The organism is Streptomyces sp. DSM 40868 (assembly GCF_011820545.1).
In the GTDB taxonomy this organism is placed as follows: domain Bacteria; phylum Actinomycetota; class Actinomycetes; order Streptomycetales; family Streptomycetaceae; genus Streptomyces; species Streptomyces eurythermus.
In genome coordinates this window covers 1363851-1381102 of the sequence record NZ_CP050504.1, presented here as the reverse complement: position 1 = coordinate 1381102, position 17252 = coordinate 1363851, and the positions used below count along the sequence as shown (strand labels likewise).

General features: G+C 74.5%; 17 protein-coding genes and 1 pseudogene. 7 read left to right on the top strand and 11 right to left on the bottom strand.

Features of this window, described 5'->3' with window-relative positions; translation table 11 throughout:
* Positions 1-68: 68 nt before the first annotated feature.
* Genes HB370_RS06075 through HB370_RS06060 form a run of 4 tightly spaced genes read right to left on the bottom strand, consistent with a single transcriptional unit; the run spans position 69 to position 3587 of the window.
* The gene (locus HB370_RS06075; protein WP_030784263.1) at positions 69-1313 is read right to left on the bottom strand and encodes a cytochrome P450; all 1245 of its coding nucleotides are present in this window, start codon (positions 1311-1313) and stop codon (positions 69-71) included.
* A complete protein-coding gene (locus tag HB370_RS06070) occupies positions 1310-2368 on the bottom strand; it encodes an amidohydrolase family protein (protein ID WP_030784261.1) in 1059 nt (352 codons plus the stop codon). Before HB370_RS06070 ends, HB370_RS06075 begins: the two co-directional genes overlap by 4 nt.
* Entirely contained in the window at positions 2365-3252 is an 888-nt protein-coding gene (locus tag HB370_RS06065; protein WP_030784260.1) for an NAD(P)-dependent oxidoreductase, read from the bottom strand. Before HB370_RS06065 ends, HB370_RS06070 begins: the two co-directional genes overlap by 4 nt.
* On the bottom strand, positions 3249-3587 hold the full coding sequence (locus HB370_RS06060) for an antibiotic biosynthesis monooxygenase family protein (RefSeq protein WP_030784258.1): 339 nt from the start codon (positions 3585-3587) through the stop codon (positions 3249-3251). Before HB370_RS06060 ends, HB370_RS06065 begins: the two co-directional genes overlap by 4 nt.
* A gap of 297 nt (positions 3588-3884) precedes the next feature.
* Here HB370_RS06060 and HB370_RS06055 point away from each other — a divergent pair, with 297 nt between their 5' ends.
* The 3 genes from HB370_RS06055 (at position 3885) to HB370_RS06045 (ending at position 7129) form a co-directional block, all read left to right on the top strand.
* Positions 3885-4622, top strand: a complete 738-nt coding sequence (locus HB370_RS06055) for a class I SAM-dependent methyltransferase (protein ID WP_030784255.1) — start codon at positions 3885-3887, stop codon at positions 4620-4622.
* 195 nt (positions 4623-4817) lie between these two features.
* Positions 4818-5918, top strand: a complete 1101-nt coding sequence (locus HB370_RS06050; RefSeq protein ID WP_051815734.1) for an enoyl-CoA hydratase/isomerase family protein — start codon at positions 4818-4820, stop codon at positions 5916-5918.
* Positions 5919-6379: 461 nt separating this feature from the next.
* The gene (locus HB370_RS06045; protein ID WP_030784252.1) at positions 6380-7129 is read left to right on the top strand and encodes a PIG-L deacetylase family protein; all 750 of its coding nucleotides are present in this window, start codon (positions 6380-6382) and stop codon (positions 7127-7129) included.
* A gap of 20 nt (positions 7130-7149) precedes the next feature.
* Here HB370_RS06045 and HB370_RS06040 read toward each other — a convergent pair whose 3' ends face one another.
* From HB370_RS06040 to HB370_RS06030, 3 genes are read right to left on the bottom strand one after another with little or no spacing between them, the layout of a single operon-like run.
* Positions 7150-8118, bottom strand: coding sequence for a threo-3-hydroxy-L-aspartate ammonia-lyase (locus tag HB370_RS06040; protein ID WP_030784249.1), 969 nt, complete (start codon positions 8116-8118; stop codon positions 7150-7152).
* A gap of 47 nt (positions 8119-8165) precedes the next feature.
* Entirely contained in the window at positions 8166-9335 is a 1170-nt protein-coding gene (locus HB370_RS06035) for an alanine racemase (protein ID WP_030784246.1), read from the bottom strand.
* Between the two features lie 14 nt (positions 9336-9349).
* Positions 9350-10003: a PAS domain-containing protein gene (locus HB370_RS06030; protein WP_030784242.1), complete on the bottom strand. Its 654-nt coding sequence runs from the start codon at positions 10001-10003 to the stop codon at positions 9350-9352.
* A gap of 161 nt (positions 10004-10164) precedes the next feature.
* On the opposite strand from HB370_RS06030, the gene HB370_RS06025 reads away from it, so the two are divergent.
* Positions 10165-10944, top strand: a complete 780-nt coding sequence (locus HB370_RS06025; RefSeq protein WP_030784240.1) for an alpha/beta fold hydrolase — start codon at positions 10165-10167, stop codon at positions 10942-10944.
* 61 nt (positions 10945-11005) lie between these two features.
* On the opposite strand, the gene HB370_RS06020 is transcribed toward HB370_RS06025, so the two are convergent.
* The 3 genes from HB370_RS06020 to HB370_RS06010 form a co-directional block, all read right to left on the bottom strand.
* Complete coding sequence (locus HB370_RS06020; RefSeq protein ID WP_030784238.1) at positions 11006-11506, bottom strand: peptidylprolyl isomerase; 501 nt, start codon at positions 11504-11506, stop codon at positions 11006-11008.
* Between the two features lie 270 nt (positions 11507-11776).
* Positions 11777-12850 (bottom strand): NAD(+)/NADH kinase, encoded by a 1074-nt coding sequence (locus tag HB370_RS06015; RefSeq protein ID WP_030784232.1) that lies wholly within the window; start codon positions 12848-12850, stop codon positions 11777-11779.
* 264 nt (positions 12851-13114) lie between these two features.
* Positions 13115-13981, bottom strand: coding sequence for an alpha/beta hydrolase (locus HB370_RS06010; RefSeq protein WP_030784229.1), 867 nt, complete (start codon positions 13979-13981; stop codon positions 13115-13117).
* A gap of 108 nt (positions 13982-14089) precedes the next feature.
* Between HB370_RS06010 and HB370_RS06005 the strand changes: the two genes are divergently transcribed.
* Both HB370_RS06005 and HB370_RS06000 read left to right on the top strand, forming a co-directional pair.
* Positions 14090-14488 carry a helix-turn-helix domain-containing protein gene (locus tag HB370_RS06005; protein WP_030784227.1) on the top strand — a complete coding sequence of 133 codons (399 nt, stop codon included), beginning with the start codon at positions 14090-14092 and terminating at the stop codon, positions 14486-14488.
* A gap of 182 nt (positions 14489-14670) precedes the next feature.
* A pseudogene (locus HB370_RS06000) lies at positions 14671-16360 on the top strand (sigma-70 family RNA polymerase sigma factor).
* A 90-nt stretch (positions 16361-16450) separates the two neighbouring features.
* Here HB370_RS06000 and HB370_RS42650 read toward each other — a convergent pair.
* Positions 16451-16798 (bottom strand): CAP domain-containing protein, encoded by a 348-nt coding sequence (locus tag HB370_RS42650; protein ID WP_342450968.1) that lies wholly within the window; start codon positions 16796-16798, stop codon positions 16451-16453.
* 19 nt (positions 16799-16817) lie between these two features.
* On the opposite strand from HB370_RS42650, the gene HB370_RS42645 reads away from it, so the two are divergent.
* Positions 16818-17195, top strand: coding sequence for a hypothetical protein (locus tag HB370_RS42645; protein ID WP_342450967.1), 378 nt, complete (start codon positions 16818-16820; stop codon positions 17193-17195).
* The last annotated feature ends 57 nt before the right edge of the window (positions 17196-17252 follow it).

Here is a 17252-nt window from a genome sequence, read left to right as displayed (position 1 = left end):
AGTAGGGAGCGCGCGCCCCGGCCGCCATACGCCGGTCGCCCCTGGTTTCCGGCGCGTTCCCCGCGCGCCTACCCGGCGGGGTCCAGGACGACCGGCAGCTCCGCCAGGCCGCGGAAGGCGGGGAAGGGCACCTGAAGCCACCGTGGCCCGGCGGCCGGGTCGGCCAGGGCCATCCGGGGGAAGCGGTCGAACAGCAGCGTCAGGGCCAGCTGGGTCTCCAGCCGGGCCAGCGGGGCGCCCAGGCAGTAGTGGCTGCCGTGCCCGAAGCCGAGGTGGGCGTCCTGCGCGTTGCCGGGCCGCCGCATGTCGAGTTCGTCGGGGGAGTCGAACTTGGCGGGGTCGCGGTTGGCCGAGCTGAGCGCGATCTGGACCAGGGCGCCCTTGGGGATCAGGGTCCCGCCGTACTCCACGTCCTCGGTCGCGTAGCGGAACGTCGCGGTCTCCACCGAGCCGTCGTAGCGCACCAGTTCCTCGACCGCCGCGCGGATCAGCTCCGGGTTCTCCCGGACGGCGTTCCACTGCTCGGGGTGGTGCAGCAGGTGGTGCACGGCGTTGCCGATGAGGTACGCGGTCGTCTTGTGGCCCGCGAACATCAACAGGAAGGCCGTGGAGACCAGTTCGTTCTGGGTGAGCGAGCCGTCCGCGCCGTCCCGGACCGCGATGAGCGCGCTCAGCAGGTCGTCGCCCGGGCGGTTCCGCTTCGCGTCGATCAGCTCGGTGAAGTAGCCGTGCAGGTCCTCCTCCGCCTGCTGCTGGGCCCGCTTGAACTCCTCGCCGAAACCGGTCTGCGCCACCGTGGTGGACAACCGCTGCATCCGCGACCGGTCCTCGGCCGGCACACCGAGCAGATCGCAGATCACGATGATCGGCAGCGGGAACGCGAACGCGGGCAGCAGGTCTACGGGCTCCCCGGGCGGGCACGCGTCGAGCAGCTCGCGGACGATCTGCTCGATGCGCGGCCGCAGTGCCTGCACCCGCCGCGGGGTGAAAGCCGAGTTCACCAGCCTGCGCAGCCGGGTGTGCTTGGGCGCGTCCGAGTTGAGCATGTTGTCGTCCAGCGCGATGGACGAGTCCCCGAAGATCCTCCGGTAGGCGTCCATGGCCCCGTACATGTCCTTGCTCAGACGCGGGTCCGACAGCGCGGCCCGCGCGTCCTCGTACCGGGTGATCAGATACGTCTCGTTGCCGTGCGGCGGTCTCATGGGGCACACCGGCGCCTCGGCGCGCAGCCGGGCGTACACGGCGTGGGGGTCGCGGCGGAACTCGGGGGTGCACCGCTCGGCCGCGGCGACGGCCTCCTGCGTGGTGGTCACGGACGGCTCCTGAGGTCGAAGAGAGCTTGGGCGTTTCCGCCGAGGATGAGCTGCTGGGACGCCTTGTCGAGCGGCAGCTTCTCGACCATGTGGACGAAGTCCTCCAGCGGCGCGGCCATCGGCGGGGAGTCGGTGCCGAACAGCATCCGTTCCGGCCCCAGCACCTCGGCGTTCAGGCTCAGGTGCGCCGCGCTGAACGGACTGGTGTCGACGTACATGCGCCGCAGGGCGGCGGCGGGGTCGGGGGACGGGGTGAGGGCGGGGGCCGGTGCGGACCCGGACGCCGGGGGAGCGGCGGGCGCGTGTGCGGAACCGGGGGCACCGGGAGCACCGGCCGCACCGGGGGCCTCAGGCCTTCCGGGCCGGCCGGCAGCGGGGGCGCCCCCGGCCCAGTGCCGGGGGCGCGCCGCGGTCTGCAGGCGCTCGGGCAGCAGCGCCAGCGCGCCGCCGCCGGTCGCGCCGATCAGCCGCAGACCGGGGTACTTGTCCAGCCACCCGGCGAACGCGATCATCGCCATGCCCAGGGTGACGTCGCCGAAGCGGCCGATCTGCTCCACGAAGGGCGTCTGTTCGACCCGTTCGGTGCCGGCCGGTTCCGCCGGGGCGTGCACCAGGACCGGCACCCCCGCCTCCGCGGCCAGCGCGAAGAACGGGTCCGCGCGCGGCGAGCCGAGCAGCTCCCCGTGGACGCTGGAGGTGGTGATCAGGCCGACGAACGCGGGGTCCGCCAGGGTCTCCCGCACCCCTTCCAGGTGATCGTCGTCCCCGAACGGGTTGGCGTACACATAGCCGCGCAACTGGTCCGGGAACCGGCGGATCAGGCCCGACATCCACGCGTGGAAGGCGCGCAGCCGGTCACGCGGCTGCGCGTAGTTGTCCACGCCCGGCACCCGCGCCATCGCCCCGGCCCCGACGGGGCTGCCGATGATGGTCAGGTCGATGCCGGCCTCGGCGCGGGCGGCGAGCATGCCGTCGACGTCGGTCAGGGCCGGGGGCATGGGGAAGCGCTCGGCGGCTTCCGGTGGGGACAGGTGCCCGTGGATGTCGATGATCACGTGTCGGTTCCCGGTTTCGGTCTCAGTGCGCGGGTGATCGCGGCACAGTCCTGGTCGCCCAGTCCTTGCTCGGTGGCGCGGACGTGGGTCTCCGCCGCGGCGGTCGCCAGCGGCAGGCTCAGGCCGGCGGCTGCCGCCTGCTTGGTAGCGAGCATGAGGTCTTTCGCCATCAGCCGCAGCCGGAAGTCCGGCTCGTCGAAGCGGCCCGCCGCCAGCCGCCGGGACTTGAACGCCATGACCGGCGAGGCGAAACCGCTGCCCGCGACGGTCTTCAGGACCAGCTGCCGGTCCAGTCCGCAGGCCTCCGCCAGTTCGGTGGCCTCGGCCAGCGCCTGCACCTCGATGCCCATCAGCAGGTTCAGGAGCAGTTTCATCCGCATGCCGGAACCGAGTGCGCCCAGATGGACGACCTCCTTGCCCAGCGCCCGCAGCAGCGGGCCGGCGGCGGCGAACGCCTCCGGCGTGCCGCCGACGAACAACCGCAGCTCGCCGTCGCGGGCGTGGTCGCGGTTGCCGAGCATGCCCACGTCCAGCGCCGCGGGCAGGTCCCCGGCGATCTGGACGATCTCCTCGGGGGCGACGGTGCTGGCGCACAGCAGCGTGCCCGGGTAGGGGCCGTGGGCCAGTACGCCGTCCGGCCCGCGCAGCACGGTGCCGAGGGCCTGGCTGTCGGCCACGACGCAGATGGCGGCGCTCGTGCCCGCGACCGCCTCGGCGGGGTGGGCGGCGACGTGCGCGCCGGCCCGGGCGAGCGGCGCGGTCCGGTCCGGGGTACGGTTCCAGACCCGGACCGGTATGCCCTGGTCGAGCAGGCGGTGGGCCAGCCCGGCGCCCATCGCGCCGAGGCCGAGCACGGCGACGGGGCCGTGGGCGGTGCGCGTCACGACCGCACCCCCCGCGTCTCCTTGATGACCCGGTAGCGCAGCGACTGCCGCTGGTCGACGAACTCGCGCAGCGGCGCGACGAGTTCACGGTGCTCCTCGCTCTGCTGCCAGGCGAAGAACTGCTCGGCCGACTGCCACTCGCTGGTGATCACCCACTGACGGGAGTCGTCGGCGGGCCGGCCGAGCCGTTCCACGATGTGGCCGGGGGTGCCGGCCACGGACTTCCGGAGCTGCTCGTACAGGTCCAGGAAGCCTTGTTCACGGCCTTCGATGACGCGGACCGCGAAGACGACGCCCAGCTTGTCGGCCGATCGGCCCTGGTGGTTGGTGCCCATGTCTCCTCCTGGGTGAGATCCGGTGGGACACGACTCCCACGGACTCATGTCGCCCGTACGGCCGCAACTCCGAACGGGGGAGGCCCCAATGGGCACAAGGGGTGCACGCTGCGTCATTAGTCGTTTCGGGTGAGTGGGGGCTTGGCCGGGGGCCCGGTCGCGGGGTTGCCGGGGGCGGGTCCGGACGGGGCGCGGCGCGTGCCCCTTTCGAGTGGCCACGGGTTTCGGCCCGCCCCCCGCGGGGCCTTGGCGGAAATCCGGGTGCGCGGGTGCCGCCGGACGTGCCAGGCTCCACCGGTGGACCGTGAGGAGATCTCCAGGCGCGCTCACGCGGATCATCCGATAGCCGCGCCGCTCGACGACGACGCGGTGCGCGGGCTGCTGGAACGGGCCCTGCCGCACGGCGGCGGACGCGTGCTCGACCTCGGCTGCGGCGGCGGGGAATGGCTGCTGCGGGCCCTGACCGCGCGTCCCGGACTGCGTGCCGAGGGCGTCGACCTCTCCGAGCGCGCGCTCGCGGACGCCCGCCGGGCCGCGCGCCGGCTCGGTGTCGAGGACCGCCTGGTCCTGCACCGGCAGGACGCCGCCCGGTTCACCGCCCCGCACTCCTTCGACCTGGTGCTGTGCGTGGGGGCCACGCACGCGTTCGGCGGCCTGCTCCCGGCCCTGGCGGCGGCCCGCGGGCACCTCGCGCCCGGCGGACGGGTCCTGGCCGGCGAGGGGTACTGGGACCGCGAGCCCTCCGCCGAGGCCGTCGCGCTGCTCGGTGACCTGGACGACCTGCCGACCACGCTGGACCGGGTCGCCGCGGACGGCTGGACACCGGTGCACGGGCACATCAGCACCCGCCGGGAGCTGGACGACTACGAGTGGGCGTGGACGGGGACGCTCGCCTCCTGGGCGCTGGACCACCCCGGCCACCCGGACAGCGCCCAGGCGCTCGCGGCGGCCACGGCCCACCGCGACGAGTGGCTGCGCGTCTACCGGGACGTCTTCGGCTTCCTCTGCCTCGTGCTGCGGCCGACGGCGGACTGAACGCCGGGGCCGTCGCGGACACGGGCTCCCGCCGGGGACGCCCGCGATGCCTCGTCGGCGGGAGAGAGGGGGCTGCCGCCACCCCGGCGGGCAGGGCACTGAGAAGATCGTTCGCGACCGTGGGTGCACCCGACCGGAAGGAAGCGACGAGATCATGCGTGTCATCGTGGCCGGTGGCCTGATGGAGGCGTCCGGATGACCGGCAGCGCGCGGACCGCCGCGCCCGGCACCGCCGAACCGCCCGTCCTGCTGCGCACGGAGGGACGGGCCGCGTACCTCACGCTCAACCGTCCCGAGGCGCTCAACGCCCTGAACCATGTCATGGTCCGCCGGATCGACGAGGCCCTGACCGCCTGGGAACGCGACCCGGCCGTGGAGACCGTCGTCATCACCGGCGCGGGGGAGCGCGGCCTGTGCGCGGGCGGCGACATCCGCGCCATACACGACGACGCCCGCGACGGCGACGGCACCGCCTCCGCCGCGTTCTGGCGCGACGAGTACCACCTCAACGCCCGCATCGCCCGCTACCCCAAGCCGTACGTCGCCGTCATGGACGGCATCGTCATGGGCGGCGGGGTCGGTGTCTCCGCGCACGGCGACGTCCGCGTCGTCACGGAACGCTCGCGGATCGCCATGCCCGAGACCGGCATCGGTTTCGTCCCCGACGTCGGCGGCACCCACCTGCTCGGCCGCGCCCCCGGCGAACTGGGCACCCACCTCGCGCTGACGGGCAGCCGGATCGGCGCCGGGGACGCCCTGCTCTGCGGACTCGCCGACCACTACCTGCCGTCCGAGGCCGTCCCCGCCTTCCTGGCGGACCTCGCCGCCCGCCCCGTGGCCGACGCCCTGGCCCGCCACGAACAGCGGCCGCCGCACGGGACGTTGTCCGACCAGCGCGCCTGGATCGACGCCTGCTACACCGCCGGAACGGTCGAGGAGATCGTCGCGCGGCTGTTCGCCCACGGCGGTCCGGAGGCGAAGGAGGCGGCCGAGACCCTGCTCGCCAAGTCGCCCACCTCGCTCAAGGTCACCCTGGCCGCGATCCGCCGCGCCCGGCGCCTCGGTTCCCTGGAGCGGGTCCTCGACCAGGAGTACCGCGTCTCCTGCGCCGCCCTCGGCAGCCCCGACCTGGTCGAGGGCGTCCGGGCGCAGATCATCGACAAGGACCGCCGTCCGCGCTGGTCCCCCGCGACCCTCGCCGAGGTCACCGACGCCGACGTGGAACGCTTCTTCGCCCCGCTCGGCGACAAGGAGCTGGGACTCGGCGACGACCCGGCCACAGCCGGCCCGCGCTGAACACACCGGCGACCCGGCCGCACCCGGCGGGCGGACGTCCGGACACGGCCCGCCCGGTTCACCCGCGGCGGTGCGGGGAACCGGCGGACGGGCGATGCCGTGGGGAGCGGGCTGTCGTCTCCGCGTCAGGGCGAGCGGCGGCGGCCGTCACCAACTCCCGCCGACGCCGGCGCACTTCGGCCGTACCGACAAGAAAGGCCGCGTCGTCAGCGGCCGCCGGTGACCGTGTGCCGCCGCCCGAGGAGTACGCCGAGCAGCTCGGACCCGGCGGAACACGAACAGGCGCGCGTGCCGCCGTACCGGGACTCGTGCGGCCGGCGCCGCCGGACGGAGGACGGCCGCACCGGTGTGGCCGGGCACTTCCCCACCTGGCACCGGGATCGGATGTGACCATGGAACCGGTCCCGGCGGCGGAGCCGGCCGGGGTCGCCGAGAGGTACCCGGACGCCGTGGAGGAAGCCGTGCCGCCCAGTCTGCTCGCCGTGTTCGCCCACCCCGACGACGAGGCGCTCCTCGCCGGCGGCATCCTCGCCCGGTACGCCGCCGAGGGCGCCCGTACGGCCGTCGTCACGGCGACCTGGGCGCCCGGCAGTCCGCGCGCCGGTGAACTCGCCGACTCCCTGGCGGCCCTCGGCGTCCCCGGACCGCCGCGCCTGCTCGGCTACGCCGACCACCGGGTCCCCGCCTCCGCCCCCGGCCGGCCGCGCTGGTGCGACGCCCCGGTGGACGAGGCCGTCGGACGGCTGGTCGCCCACATCCGGGAGGTCCGGCCCGGGATCGTCCTCACCCCTGACGCCTACGGGCAGCTGACCGGCCACCCCGACCACCGCCACACCCACCGGACGACCCTGCTCGCGGTGACCGCCGCCGGGCTCGGGCAGCTCTACCCCGAGGCGGGCGAGCCCTGGCGGCCGGGTGCCCTGTATCTGGCGACCCACCCCCACTCGGCCGTGACCGAGCTGGGTGAACTCCTGGACGGCGTGGGCAAGTCCGTGCTGAGCGTGCCCGACGCGCACGTCACCGACACCGTGGACGTACGGCCGTGGCGGGAGCGGAAGTGGGCGGCGATCCAGGCCCACCGCAGCGAGGTGGCCCGGGACCGGGCGCTGCCCGGGCTCCTCGCCCGTCTCCCCCAGGAGACCCGTGACCGCCTCCTGGGCACCGAGTACTACACCCGCGTCGGCCTCACCGACGGCGCGTACCTGGTGTGACGGCCTGAACCTACGGCACCTCAGCCGCCGACGAGGGCGGTGAAGCGGTCGGCGTCGATGTTGCCGCCGGAGGCGATGACGCCGATCCGCCGCGGGAGGCGGTCGACGCGCCCGGCCAGCAGCGCGGCCAGCGGCGTGGCACCGCTCGGTTCCAGGACGATCTTCAGACGCTCGAAGGCCAACCGCATCGCGGTGACGATCTCGGCGTCGGTGACCAGGGCGATGGCGTCGACCAGACGCTGGTTGACGGGGAAGGTGAGTTCGCCGGGAGTGGCCAGCGCCTGCCCGTCGGCGATGGTGCGGGGCACCGGGATGGTGACGCGCGCACCGGCCGCCAGGGAACGCCTGGTGTCGTCACCCGCCTCCGGCTCGACGCCGACGATCCGGATGTCGGGGTGCAGCGCGGTGGCGGCGGTGGCGCTGCCGGCGATGAGGCCGCCGCCTCCCACCGGCACCACCAGCGCGTCCAACGGGCCGGTCTCCTCCAGCAGTTCGAGGGCGGCGGTGCCCTGGCCGGCCATGACGTGCGGGTGGTCGTACGGCGGGATCAGGGCCAGGCCGCGGTCCTCGGCCAGGGCGTGGCCGAGCGCGGTGCGGTCCTCGGTGTAGCGGTCGTAGGTGACGATCTCCGCCCCGTACCCGGCCGTCGCCTCCCGCTTGGAGCGGGGAGCGTCCTCGGGCATCAGGATGACCGCGCGGGTGCCCAGTTCGCGGGCGGCCAGCGCGGTGGCCTGGGCGTGGTTGCCGGAGGAGTAGGCCGCGACGCCCTTCGCCAGCTGCTCCGGCGGGAGTTGGGCGACGGCGTTGTAGGCGCCGCGGAACTTGAAGGCGCCGACCCGCTGGAAGTTCTCGGCCTTGATGAACACCTCCGCCCCGACAAGCGAGTTGAGGGTGCGGGAGGTGAGGACGGGGGTGCGGTGGGCGACGCCCTCGAGGCGGGCGGCGGCCTCGCGGACGTCGGCGAGCGTGAGGGGCGGTGCGGCGGCCATGGACTGGTCCTTCGGGCGACGGGACGGGGTAAAGGGGAGCGGGGCGGTCACCAGCCGGAGACGCGCGGCCAGTACGCCTCGATCGCGGGGGACGCCGACGTGCCGCGGCCGCTGTCGACGACGTGGTAGCCGTGGTGCTGGGCGGCGGTGGCGCAGGCGTGGTTGGGCAGGATGCGCAGCCGGGTGCCGATGGGCAGTTCGGGCAGGGCCGCGCCGTCCCGGGCGGTGAGGGTGCCGTGCTCCTGGCTGGCGGCGGTCATGACCAGGCCCGGGATCAGGGTGCCGGACAGGTCGGTGACCAGGCCGTAGCCCTGGTCCTGCGGCTGGCCGGCGGTGCCGCGGTCGCGGGAGAGGGCCATCCAGCCGCCGTCGGTGACGATCCACCCGTACTCCGGGCGGTGCCCGATGACGGTGACCACCACCGACAGGGCGATGTCGGCCGGCGCGCAGACGCCGAGACCGGCCATCACCAGGTCGAAGAAGACATAGTTGCCGGCGCGCAGTTCGGTGACCCCGGTGAGGTCGTCGGCGGCGTGCGCGGTGGGGGTGGAGCCCACGCTGACGGTGCGCACGGGCAGGCCGGCCGCGCGCAGCCGCCGCGCCGCCGTCACCGCCGCGTCGCGTTCGTCGCGCGCCGCCGCGCGCCGCTCCTCGGCGGTGAAGGCGGAGTACGACTCGCCCGCGTGGGTCAGCACGCCGTCCAGGCAGCCCGCGTCGTGCAGGACGCGCCCGATCCCGGTGAGCCCCGGCGCGTCGGGCTTGAGGCCGCCGCGGTGGCCGTCGCAGTCGATCTCGATCAGGGCGGGCAGGGCGAGGCCGGTCTCCCGGGCCGCCGCGGCGACGAACTCCGCCTGCTCGGCGCTGTCCAGCAGGACGCGCAGGGTGACGCCGCGCCGCGACAAAGCGGTCACGCGCGGGAGTTTGCGCGGTTCGATGCCGACGGCGTAGGTCAGGTCGCGGTAGCCCGCGTCGGCGAACGCCTCGGCCTCGGCGAGGGTGGAGACGGTGAGCGGGCCGGGCGCGCCGTCGTGCAGGAGGGCGGCGGCGTCCAGGCTCTTGGCCGTCTTCACATGCGGGCGCAGCCCGACCCCGAGACGGTCCGCCCGGGCCCGCAGACGGGCGATGTTGCGCCGGGCCCGGTGCGCGTCCACGACGGCGAACGGCGTGTCGGGGTCGGCCAGCGTCCGGACGGCGGCGGGGGAGAAGGCGGTGCTCATGGGCGGGTGACCCCTCACTTCGCGTAGTTGTAGACCGTCGCCCGGGACACGCCGAGCAGGTCCGCGATGGTCTGCGCGGCGTCGCGCGAGTCGAAGTAGCCGTCGCGCTGCAACTGCCGTACGAGCGCCTTCTTCTCCTCCCGGCTCAGCGAGCGCGGGGTGGCGGCACGTTCGGCGGCGCGGGCCTCCACCGCCTCGCGCAGCTCCCGTGCGGTGCGGTCGCGCAGGGTCTCCAGGGGACGCTCGCGGTGCTCGGAGTCCGTCGCCACGAGGTTGGACAGGGCGAGGGTGACGGGGGAGAGCACGGACACGTCGAGGTTCAGGCACAGGGCGGCGACGTACTCGCCCGCCGCGTTCTTGATGCCGATGGACGTGCTCTTGGCCGGGCGGCCGTCGGGGAACCGGTTCGGGTAGTTCTGCACGACGCCGGGGTAGTCCGGGTCGGCGATCCGGGCCAGGCCCAACTCCGTGGCGGGATCGCCTATCTGACGGCCCGACAGGTTGTTCTCGATGGCGCGGATCGCGTGTTGCGGGTCGCGCAGATCGTGCAGCACGACCTCGCACAGGCCGGGGAACATGCGGCCCAGTGCGACCGCGATCTTCTCCGCCTCCTTCAGGAGGTGCTCGTCCGCGCCGTCCTCGCCCGTGGCGTCCACCCGGTGGTCCATGGCCCTTCCCGCCCGCCTCGACATGCGGTCTACTTCTGGACGCAGAGTCTAAGTTGCCTGGTGTCCGCTGTCCAGGGGATCCGGATCGCACCGCCGCCGCACGTCAACTAGCCTCCGTACCGGCAGCTTTCGCACACGGCACGTACCGTCGAGGGGGACGCATGGCAGACCGGTCCAGCGCGGGGTCATCGAAGTGGCTGCGCCGTTTCCACCAGCCGGGGCCGGGCGCGCCGCGGCTGGTGTGCCTGCCGCACGCCGGCGGTTCCGCGAGCTTCTACTTCCCCGTCTCCAAGGCGCTGTCGCCCGCGGTGGACGTACGGGTGGCGCAGTACCCCGGCCGCCAGGACCGTGCTGGGGAACCCTTGGCACACTCCGTGCGGGAACTCGCCCAGGGGGTGTTCGACGCGCTGGACGAGCGGGACCGGACGCCGCCGGCACTGTTCGGGCACAGCATGGGCGCGCTGGTCGCCTTCGAACTGGCCCGGCTGCTGGAGCACGCCGGCCGGCCCCCCGCGGTGGTCTTCCTCTCCGGCCGCGCGGGCCCGTCCGCCCAGCGGACCGAGAGCCTCCACCTGGACGACGACGAGCGGCTCGTCGAGGAGGTCGTCCGGCTCGACGGCACCGACGCGGCCGTCTTCCAGGACGAGGAACTGCGCCGGCTGATCCTGCCCGTGCTGCGGGCCGACTACCGCGCCGTGGACACCTACCGGCCCACCCCCGGACCGCGGCTGGGCTGCCCCCTCGTCGTCCTGACGGGCGACGCCGACCCCAGGGTCACCCCCGACGAGGCCCGCGCCTGGGCCCGGGAGACCGACGGCCCGTTCGAGTGCCACGTCCACCCCGGGGGCCACTTCTACCTGGTCGCACAGCAGCAGGCCGTCCTGGCCGCGGTGGGGGCCGCGCTACGGCGGTACGCGCCCGGCGCCGGGGCGGCCCTCTGAACGCGCCGGGCGCATGCGACGGGCGGCACCGGTCGAGACGGTGCCGCCCGGCGGGAGTATGTCAGCCCAGGATCTTGGCGGACTCGATGACCACCGGCTGGACGGGAACGTCCTGGTGACCCCTGCTGCTGCCCGTCTTCACGCCCTTGATGGCGTCGACCACGTCCTGGCCCTCGGTGACCCGGCCGAACACGGCGTAGCCCCAGCCGTTCGGGGTCTTGGAGGTGTGGTTCAGGAACGCGTTGTCCTTGACGTTGATGAAGAACTGGGCCGTCGCGGAGTGCGGGTCGTTCGTCCGCGCCATCGCCACGGTGTAGTTGTCGTTCCTCAGCCCGTTGTCGGCCTCGTTCTGGATCGGCGCCAGGGTGGACTTCTGCTGCATGTCCGGCGTGAAGCCACCGCCCTGGATCATGAAGTCGCTGATGACCCGGTGGAAAATCGTGCCGTCGTAGTGGCCGCTGCGCACATACGCCAGGAAGTTCTCGACCGTCTTGGGCGCCTCGGCGTCGTTCAGCTCCAGCACGATCCGGCCGGCGCTGGTGTTCAGCTCGACTGTCGACATTGAAAAAATCTCCTCATTCCGGTGGGACTCGCCCACGCTACAGGTACGGCCCGGCCGGCCGTTCTCCGGTGCGACCGGCGTGCTGCCGATCGACAGCCCGAGCGCACCATGGAATATACGACCACAGGTCACGCGTACGGTGCTGCGGCGCCCCGGGCCCCGAACGGCCATCCGGGTCAAGGCGAGGCCCCCGGCCGGCCCGGTGGACTTTCCCTCCGGTACGGTCTCGGCCCGCCGGGTCCGGTCGCGGCACCGCGCCTCCGGCGGGCGTCAGGACGGCCGGTGCGTGTCACCGGGGGCCGGGGGCAGCGCCAGATGGGCGAGATCGCCGGGCGGCGGCGTGGTCACCGGCCACAGCGGGGCGGCCTCCCCGTCGGCGAGCGCGGCCGGCGCGTCGGTGAGGTTCATCCGTTCCCGCAGTCGGCCGTAGAAGTCCATCGGGCCGAGCCGGACCGCCTTCAGCCGGCGCGGAGCGGCGTACACCCCGATCCAGTCCCCGGGGCCGAGCACCCCCCGCAACTGGCCGTCGATGCTGACCGCGGCCCGCCCCGACCCCTGGAGCACCCGCAGCGCGACGGGCTCGTCCGGCGCGGCCACCACCGACCGGTTGAACACCATGTGCGGCGCGACCGGCGTGAACACCAGGCCCTCCGCGCGGGGCGAGACCACCGGGCCGCCCGCGGCGAAGCTGTACGCCGTGGACCCCGTGGGCGTGGCCACCAGCAGCGCGTCCGCCGAGTACGAGGCCAGCAGCCGGCCCGCCAGATAGACCCCGACCGACACCTGCCGGTCCCGGGAGAGCTTCTCCAGGACCACGTCGTTCAGCGCCGTCACGTCCAGGGCGACCCCCCAGTCCCCGCCCGCCTCGCACTCGGTGCGCACCGGCGGCGGAGGCAGCAGCGGCCCGCGCCCGTAGCCCAGCAGCTCCTCCATCTGCGCGGGCACCTCCAGCCGGCAGGACGCGCGCAGGGTGAGCAGCATCCGGTGCTCCACATGGATCCGGCCCTCCCGTACGGCGTCCAGCGCGGCCCGGACCGCCGGGGCGGGCACCTCGGTCAGGAAGCCGACCCGGCCCAGGTCGACACCGAGCACCAGGGCGTCGTTCTCGGCCGCCAGCCGGGCACCGCGCAGGAACGTGCCGTCGCCGCCCAGGGTGACGATGAGGTCGGGATCGCCCGCGCTGTCCAGCTCCTCACGGGCACTGTGCCGCGCGCCCGCCCGCCACACGTCGATGTCCGCGCAGCCCACCCCGTGCCCGGCGCACCACGCGCGCACCTCGCGCGCGGCGGCCACCGCCTCGGCGCGCCCGCCGTGCACGACCAGGCCGACACGGTTCACCGTCATACCCGCACACCCGCCTCCCAGCCGGTTTCCTGCCCGGCGTCATCCTCGCCGGGCACGGCACCGACCCGGCGCGCGCCACGCCGCCGGGCGGCACTGTCCTCCGGGGCGTGACGGGCGGAGGGCCGCCGTCTCCGGGGTGTGCGGTGCGGGGGGCCGCCGTCTCCGGGGTGTGCGGTGCGGGGGCCTGGGGGCGAGTCGTGGCGAGGGTCGCCGTCGCAGACGCATGCCGTGCGGTGAGCCACCGCCGGGTGCCCGCCGCGGCTCTCACCCCCGGTCGTCGTCCGCCGCGAGGAACGGCTCCAGCAGGGCCAGCAGCGCCTCCGGGCGGTCCAGCGGGATGATGTGGCCGCAGTCCGGGATGATGTGGCCGGTCAACCGGTCGGCGTACGGCCGCAGTTGCCGTTCCAGCGACCGGCCCACCGGGTGGGCGCCGAGGGTGAGCGCGGGCACGGTGAGACGGGCCCCGGACGCCGCCTCCCGGATCTGCCGGGCACCGGCGGGCAGCGCCCGGTAGGGGCCGAACGCCGCGCGGAGCGCCTCGGTGCCGGTGTAGGCGCGGACGAACTCGGCGCGGACGTCCGGCCGTACGCCCCGGCCCAGCGTGCCGCGCTGGAGGAACCAGTCGATGTACGCCTCCTCGTGCCCCGCCAGCACCGACTCGGCCAGCCCCGGCGCCGCGTGGAACCCGAACCACCACGGCGGTCCGGCCGCGAGGAACTCCTCGGCGCCCGGCAGGTCACCCAGCAGGGACTCCATCAGCACCAGCCGCCGTACCAGGCCGGGCCGCCGCATGGCCAGCAGGAACGCGGGCGGGGTGCCGAGGTCGATGCCGACCACGGCGGCCGGTCCCGCGTCGAGCGCCTCCAGCAGGCCCGCGGCGTCGGCGGCGAGGGTTCCGGCGTCGTAGCCGTCCGCCGGCCGGTCGCTGTCGCCGAACCCGCGCAGGTCCGGCGCGATCACCCGGTACCGGCGGGACAGCGGCCCGATGACCTCGGTCCACAGCCGCCAGGTGTGCGGGAAGCCGTGCAGCAGCAGCACGGCCGGACCCGCGCCGGCCGTGGCGACGTTGAGTACGGTCCCGTCGACGGTGACCCGGCGCAGCCGCACACCGGGCAGGGAGGTGACAGTCATGGGCGATCCCCTGGGAGCTGCTTGAGTAACAAATGGTGACAAGGGAACGCTAGGTAACTAGGCTCGGGCGCAACAGACCGCACTTTCCCGTCAGTTGGTGAGCTTCAGGTGACTTCCCAGGCCAAGGACGCGCCCGCCGTGCGCGGTGACCTGTTCGACCCCGCGTGCCCGACCCGCCGGCTGCTCGACCGGATCGGTACGAAGTGGACGTCGATGGCGGTGAAGGTGCTGGCCGAGGCCGCACCGGGAGAGGTGCGCTTCGCCGAACTGCTGCGCCGGATGCCGGGTGTCTCGCAGAAGATGCTCTCGGCGACCCTGCGGAGCCTGGTCCGCGACGGCCTGGCCGAACGCCGGGTGGAGCCCTGCGTACCGCCCGCCGTGCACTACCGGCTCACCCCGCTCGGCCTGTCGCTCGACACCGTGCTCGCCGCCGTACGGGACTGGGCCGAGGAGCACATGGCCGAGGTCGACCGGGCCAACTCGCTGAAAGACCGGCAGGAGCAGTGAGTCACGACGCTCCGGTCCGTCCGGTGTGATCTCCCTCCTTGCGGCCGCCGCACCACCCTGTGAGCCTCCCCTCGAACGATTCTCCGAAGAACTTTCCTGCGAAGAACCGTTATCGGCACCGCGCCGGACGGTCTCCCAGGTGACGCACAGCATCGTTCGGCGCCGAGGACAGGGAAGCTTTGATGAGGACACAGCACACGGTGGACACGGCGGCACTGGTCGACGCCGCCCGAGCGGGAGACCCGGCGGCCCAGGACGCCCTGGTCGGCGCGTACCTCCCGCTGGTGTACAACATCGTGGGGCGGGCCCTGAACGGTTCGGTCGACGTGGACGACGTGGTCCAGGAGACCATGCTCCGGGCCCTCGGCTCGCTGGGTGACCTGCGCACCCCGGAGAACTTCCGCTCCTGGCTCGTGGCCATCGCGATGAACCGGGTCCGCGCGCACTGGCGGGACCGCCAACTCGCCCCCGGCACTGTGGAGGAGGCCGCCGGCGTCGCCGACCCCGGCGCCGACTTCGTCGACCTGACCATCGTCCGGCTCCAGTTGTCCGGCCAGCGCCAGGAGACCGCGCGCGCCACCCGCTGGCTGGAGCCGGAGGACCGCGAGGTGCTCTCGCTGTGGTGGCTGGAGTGCGCCGGCGAACTGACCCGCGCCGAGGTCGCCACGGCCCTCGGGGTGTCACCGCAGCACACGGCGGTCCGGGTGCAGCGGATGAAGGCGCGCCTGGAGTCGGCCCGCGTGGTGGTCCGGGCACTCGGCACCCGGCCCGCCTGCGCGGAACTGGGTGGCGTGCTGGCCTCCTGGGACGGGGTGCCCTCCGCCCTCTGGCGCAAGCGGATAGCCCGGCACGCCCGCGAGTGCGCGCGCTGCGGCGGCCTGTGGAGCGGTCTGCTCCCGGCGGAGGGGCTGCTGGCCGGGCTCGCGCTCGTCGCGGTCTCCTCGACGCTGACGGCGGCGACACGGTCCGCCGTGGCGGCCGGCGTCCACCCGACCGCGTACGCCGGCTCCGCCACGCCGGACACGGGGGGCACTGGGGCCACGGGGCCGGACGTCGCGCACAACCGGCCCGAGCAGGCGGGTCCCGTCGGTGTGCGGGCCTCCCGGCGTCGTACGACCGCCCGCGGCGAGGCCCGGCGACGGCGGCGGATCCGGCGCCGGGCCGTCGGCGGGGCCGTGGTGGCGGCCTGCGTGGCGGGCGGCGGCCTGTGGTACTTCGGCACCGGCTCCGGACCGCAGACCGGGGAGGCGACCGCCGCACCGACCGCCGACGCCTTCGTGGCGGACCTGTCCGCACCGAGCCCCGTACGGACCTCGGCACGGCCCTCGGCCTCGCCGTCGCCGTCCCCCTCGCGGTCGAAGAAGCCGAGCCCGGCCAAGAGCCCCCGCCCCGCACGCACGACCGGCACACCGAAGGCCCAGCCGCCCGCACCCGCGTCCGCCACGCCCAGCCCCTCCCGGACGACCCCGCGGACGCGTCCGGCGCCCGCCGGCACCGTGGCCCAGGTGGTCGCGCTGGTGAACAAGGAGCGGGCGGCCGCCGGATGCGGCCCGGTCACCGAGGACCCGCAACTGGAGCGGGCCGCCCAGGGCCACTCCGACGACATGGCCGCGCGCGGCTTCTTCGACCACACGAACCCGGACGGCGCCGGCCCCGGCGAACGCGTCACCGCCGCGGGCTACCGCTGGTCCACGTACGGCGAGAACATCGCCCGGGGCCAGCAGACCCCGCAGGCGGTGATGGACTCCTGGATGCACAGCCCCGGCCACCGCGCCAACATCCTCAACTGCTCGTTCAAGAACATCGGCGTGGGTGTCCACCAAGGGCTCGGGCGGCCCTTGGTGGACCCAGAACTTCGGCGCGAAACTCTGAACGGCGGACAACTCCGCGTGCGGGCGGGCGCGTTCGGGGCCGCCGTCCCGAGTGGCCCGGCCGGCGGGCGGTCCCGCCGGCCGGCCCGGCTCAGCGGGCCGTGCCGAAGTCCTGGGTCCAGTAGCTGCCGGGCTGCGCCAGACCGACACCGATCTCCTGGAACCCGCAGTTGAGGATGTTGGCCCGGTGGCCGGGGCTGGCCATCCAGCCCGCCATGACCTGCTCCGCCGTGGTGTAGCCGTAGGCGACGTTCTCGCCGTAGCTGCTCCAGGTGTAGCCGGCGCGCGTGATGCGCAGGCCCGGGTCCGAGCCGTCCGATCCGGTGTGCGACATGTTCTGGTGGGCGGCCATGTCCGCGCTGTGGTCCTGCGCGGCCTTGGTGAGCTCCGGGTTGAGGGTCAGCGGCTGACAACCGACCTTGTTCCGCTCGGCGTTCACCAACCGCAGGATCTCGGCGGTGACTCCGGACGCCGGGGCGGCGGTCGCCGGGGTGGCGGGCGCGGCGGACGTCGGGGCCGTGGGGGCGGTGGAGGTCGCGGGGGTGGTGGCGGTGGCCGCGGGGGTGCCGGGCGCGGTGGTGGGCCGGGGCCACTGGGTGATGGGCCGCGCCGCCACCGGACGCGTCCTGGGCCGTACGGCCGGACGCGCGTGCGCGGTCCGCGCCTTGGCCGGGGACGTGACCGGCGTGGACGGCGACGGCGTGGACGTGTCCGGCGTGGACGGGGACGGCGTGGAGGACGACGGAGCGGACGGGGACGGCGTGGTGGTGACCGGCTCCGTGGTGCGCGGCGCGGTGGTCTGCCCGGCGGCCGCGTCCACTCCGTTGCGGTGGTGATGCCTGTGAAGGTGCTGTCCCTCTGTCACGGGCGTGCTCGTCGCGTCGGCCCGCGGC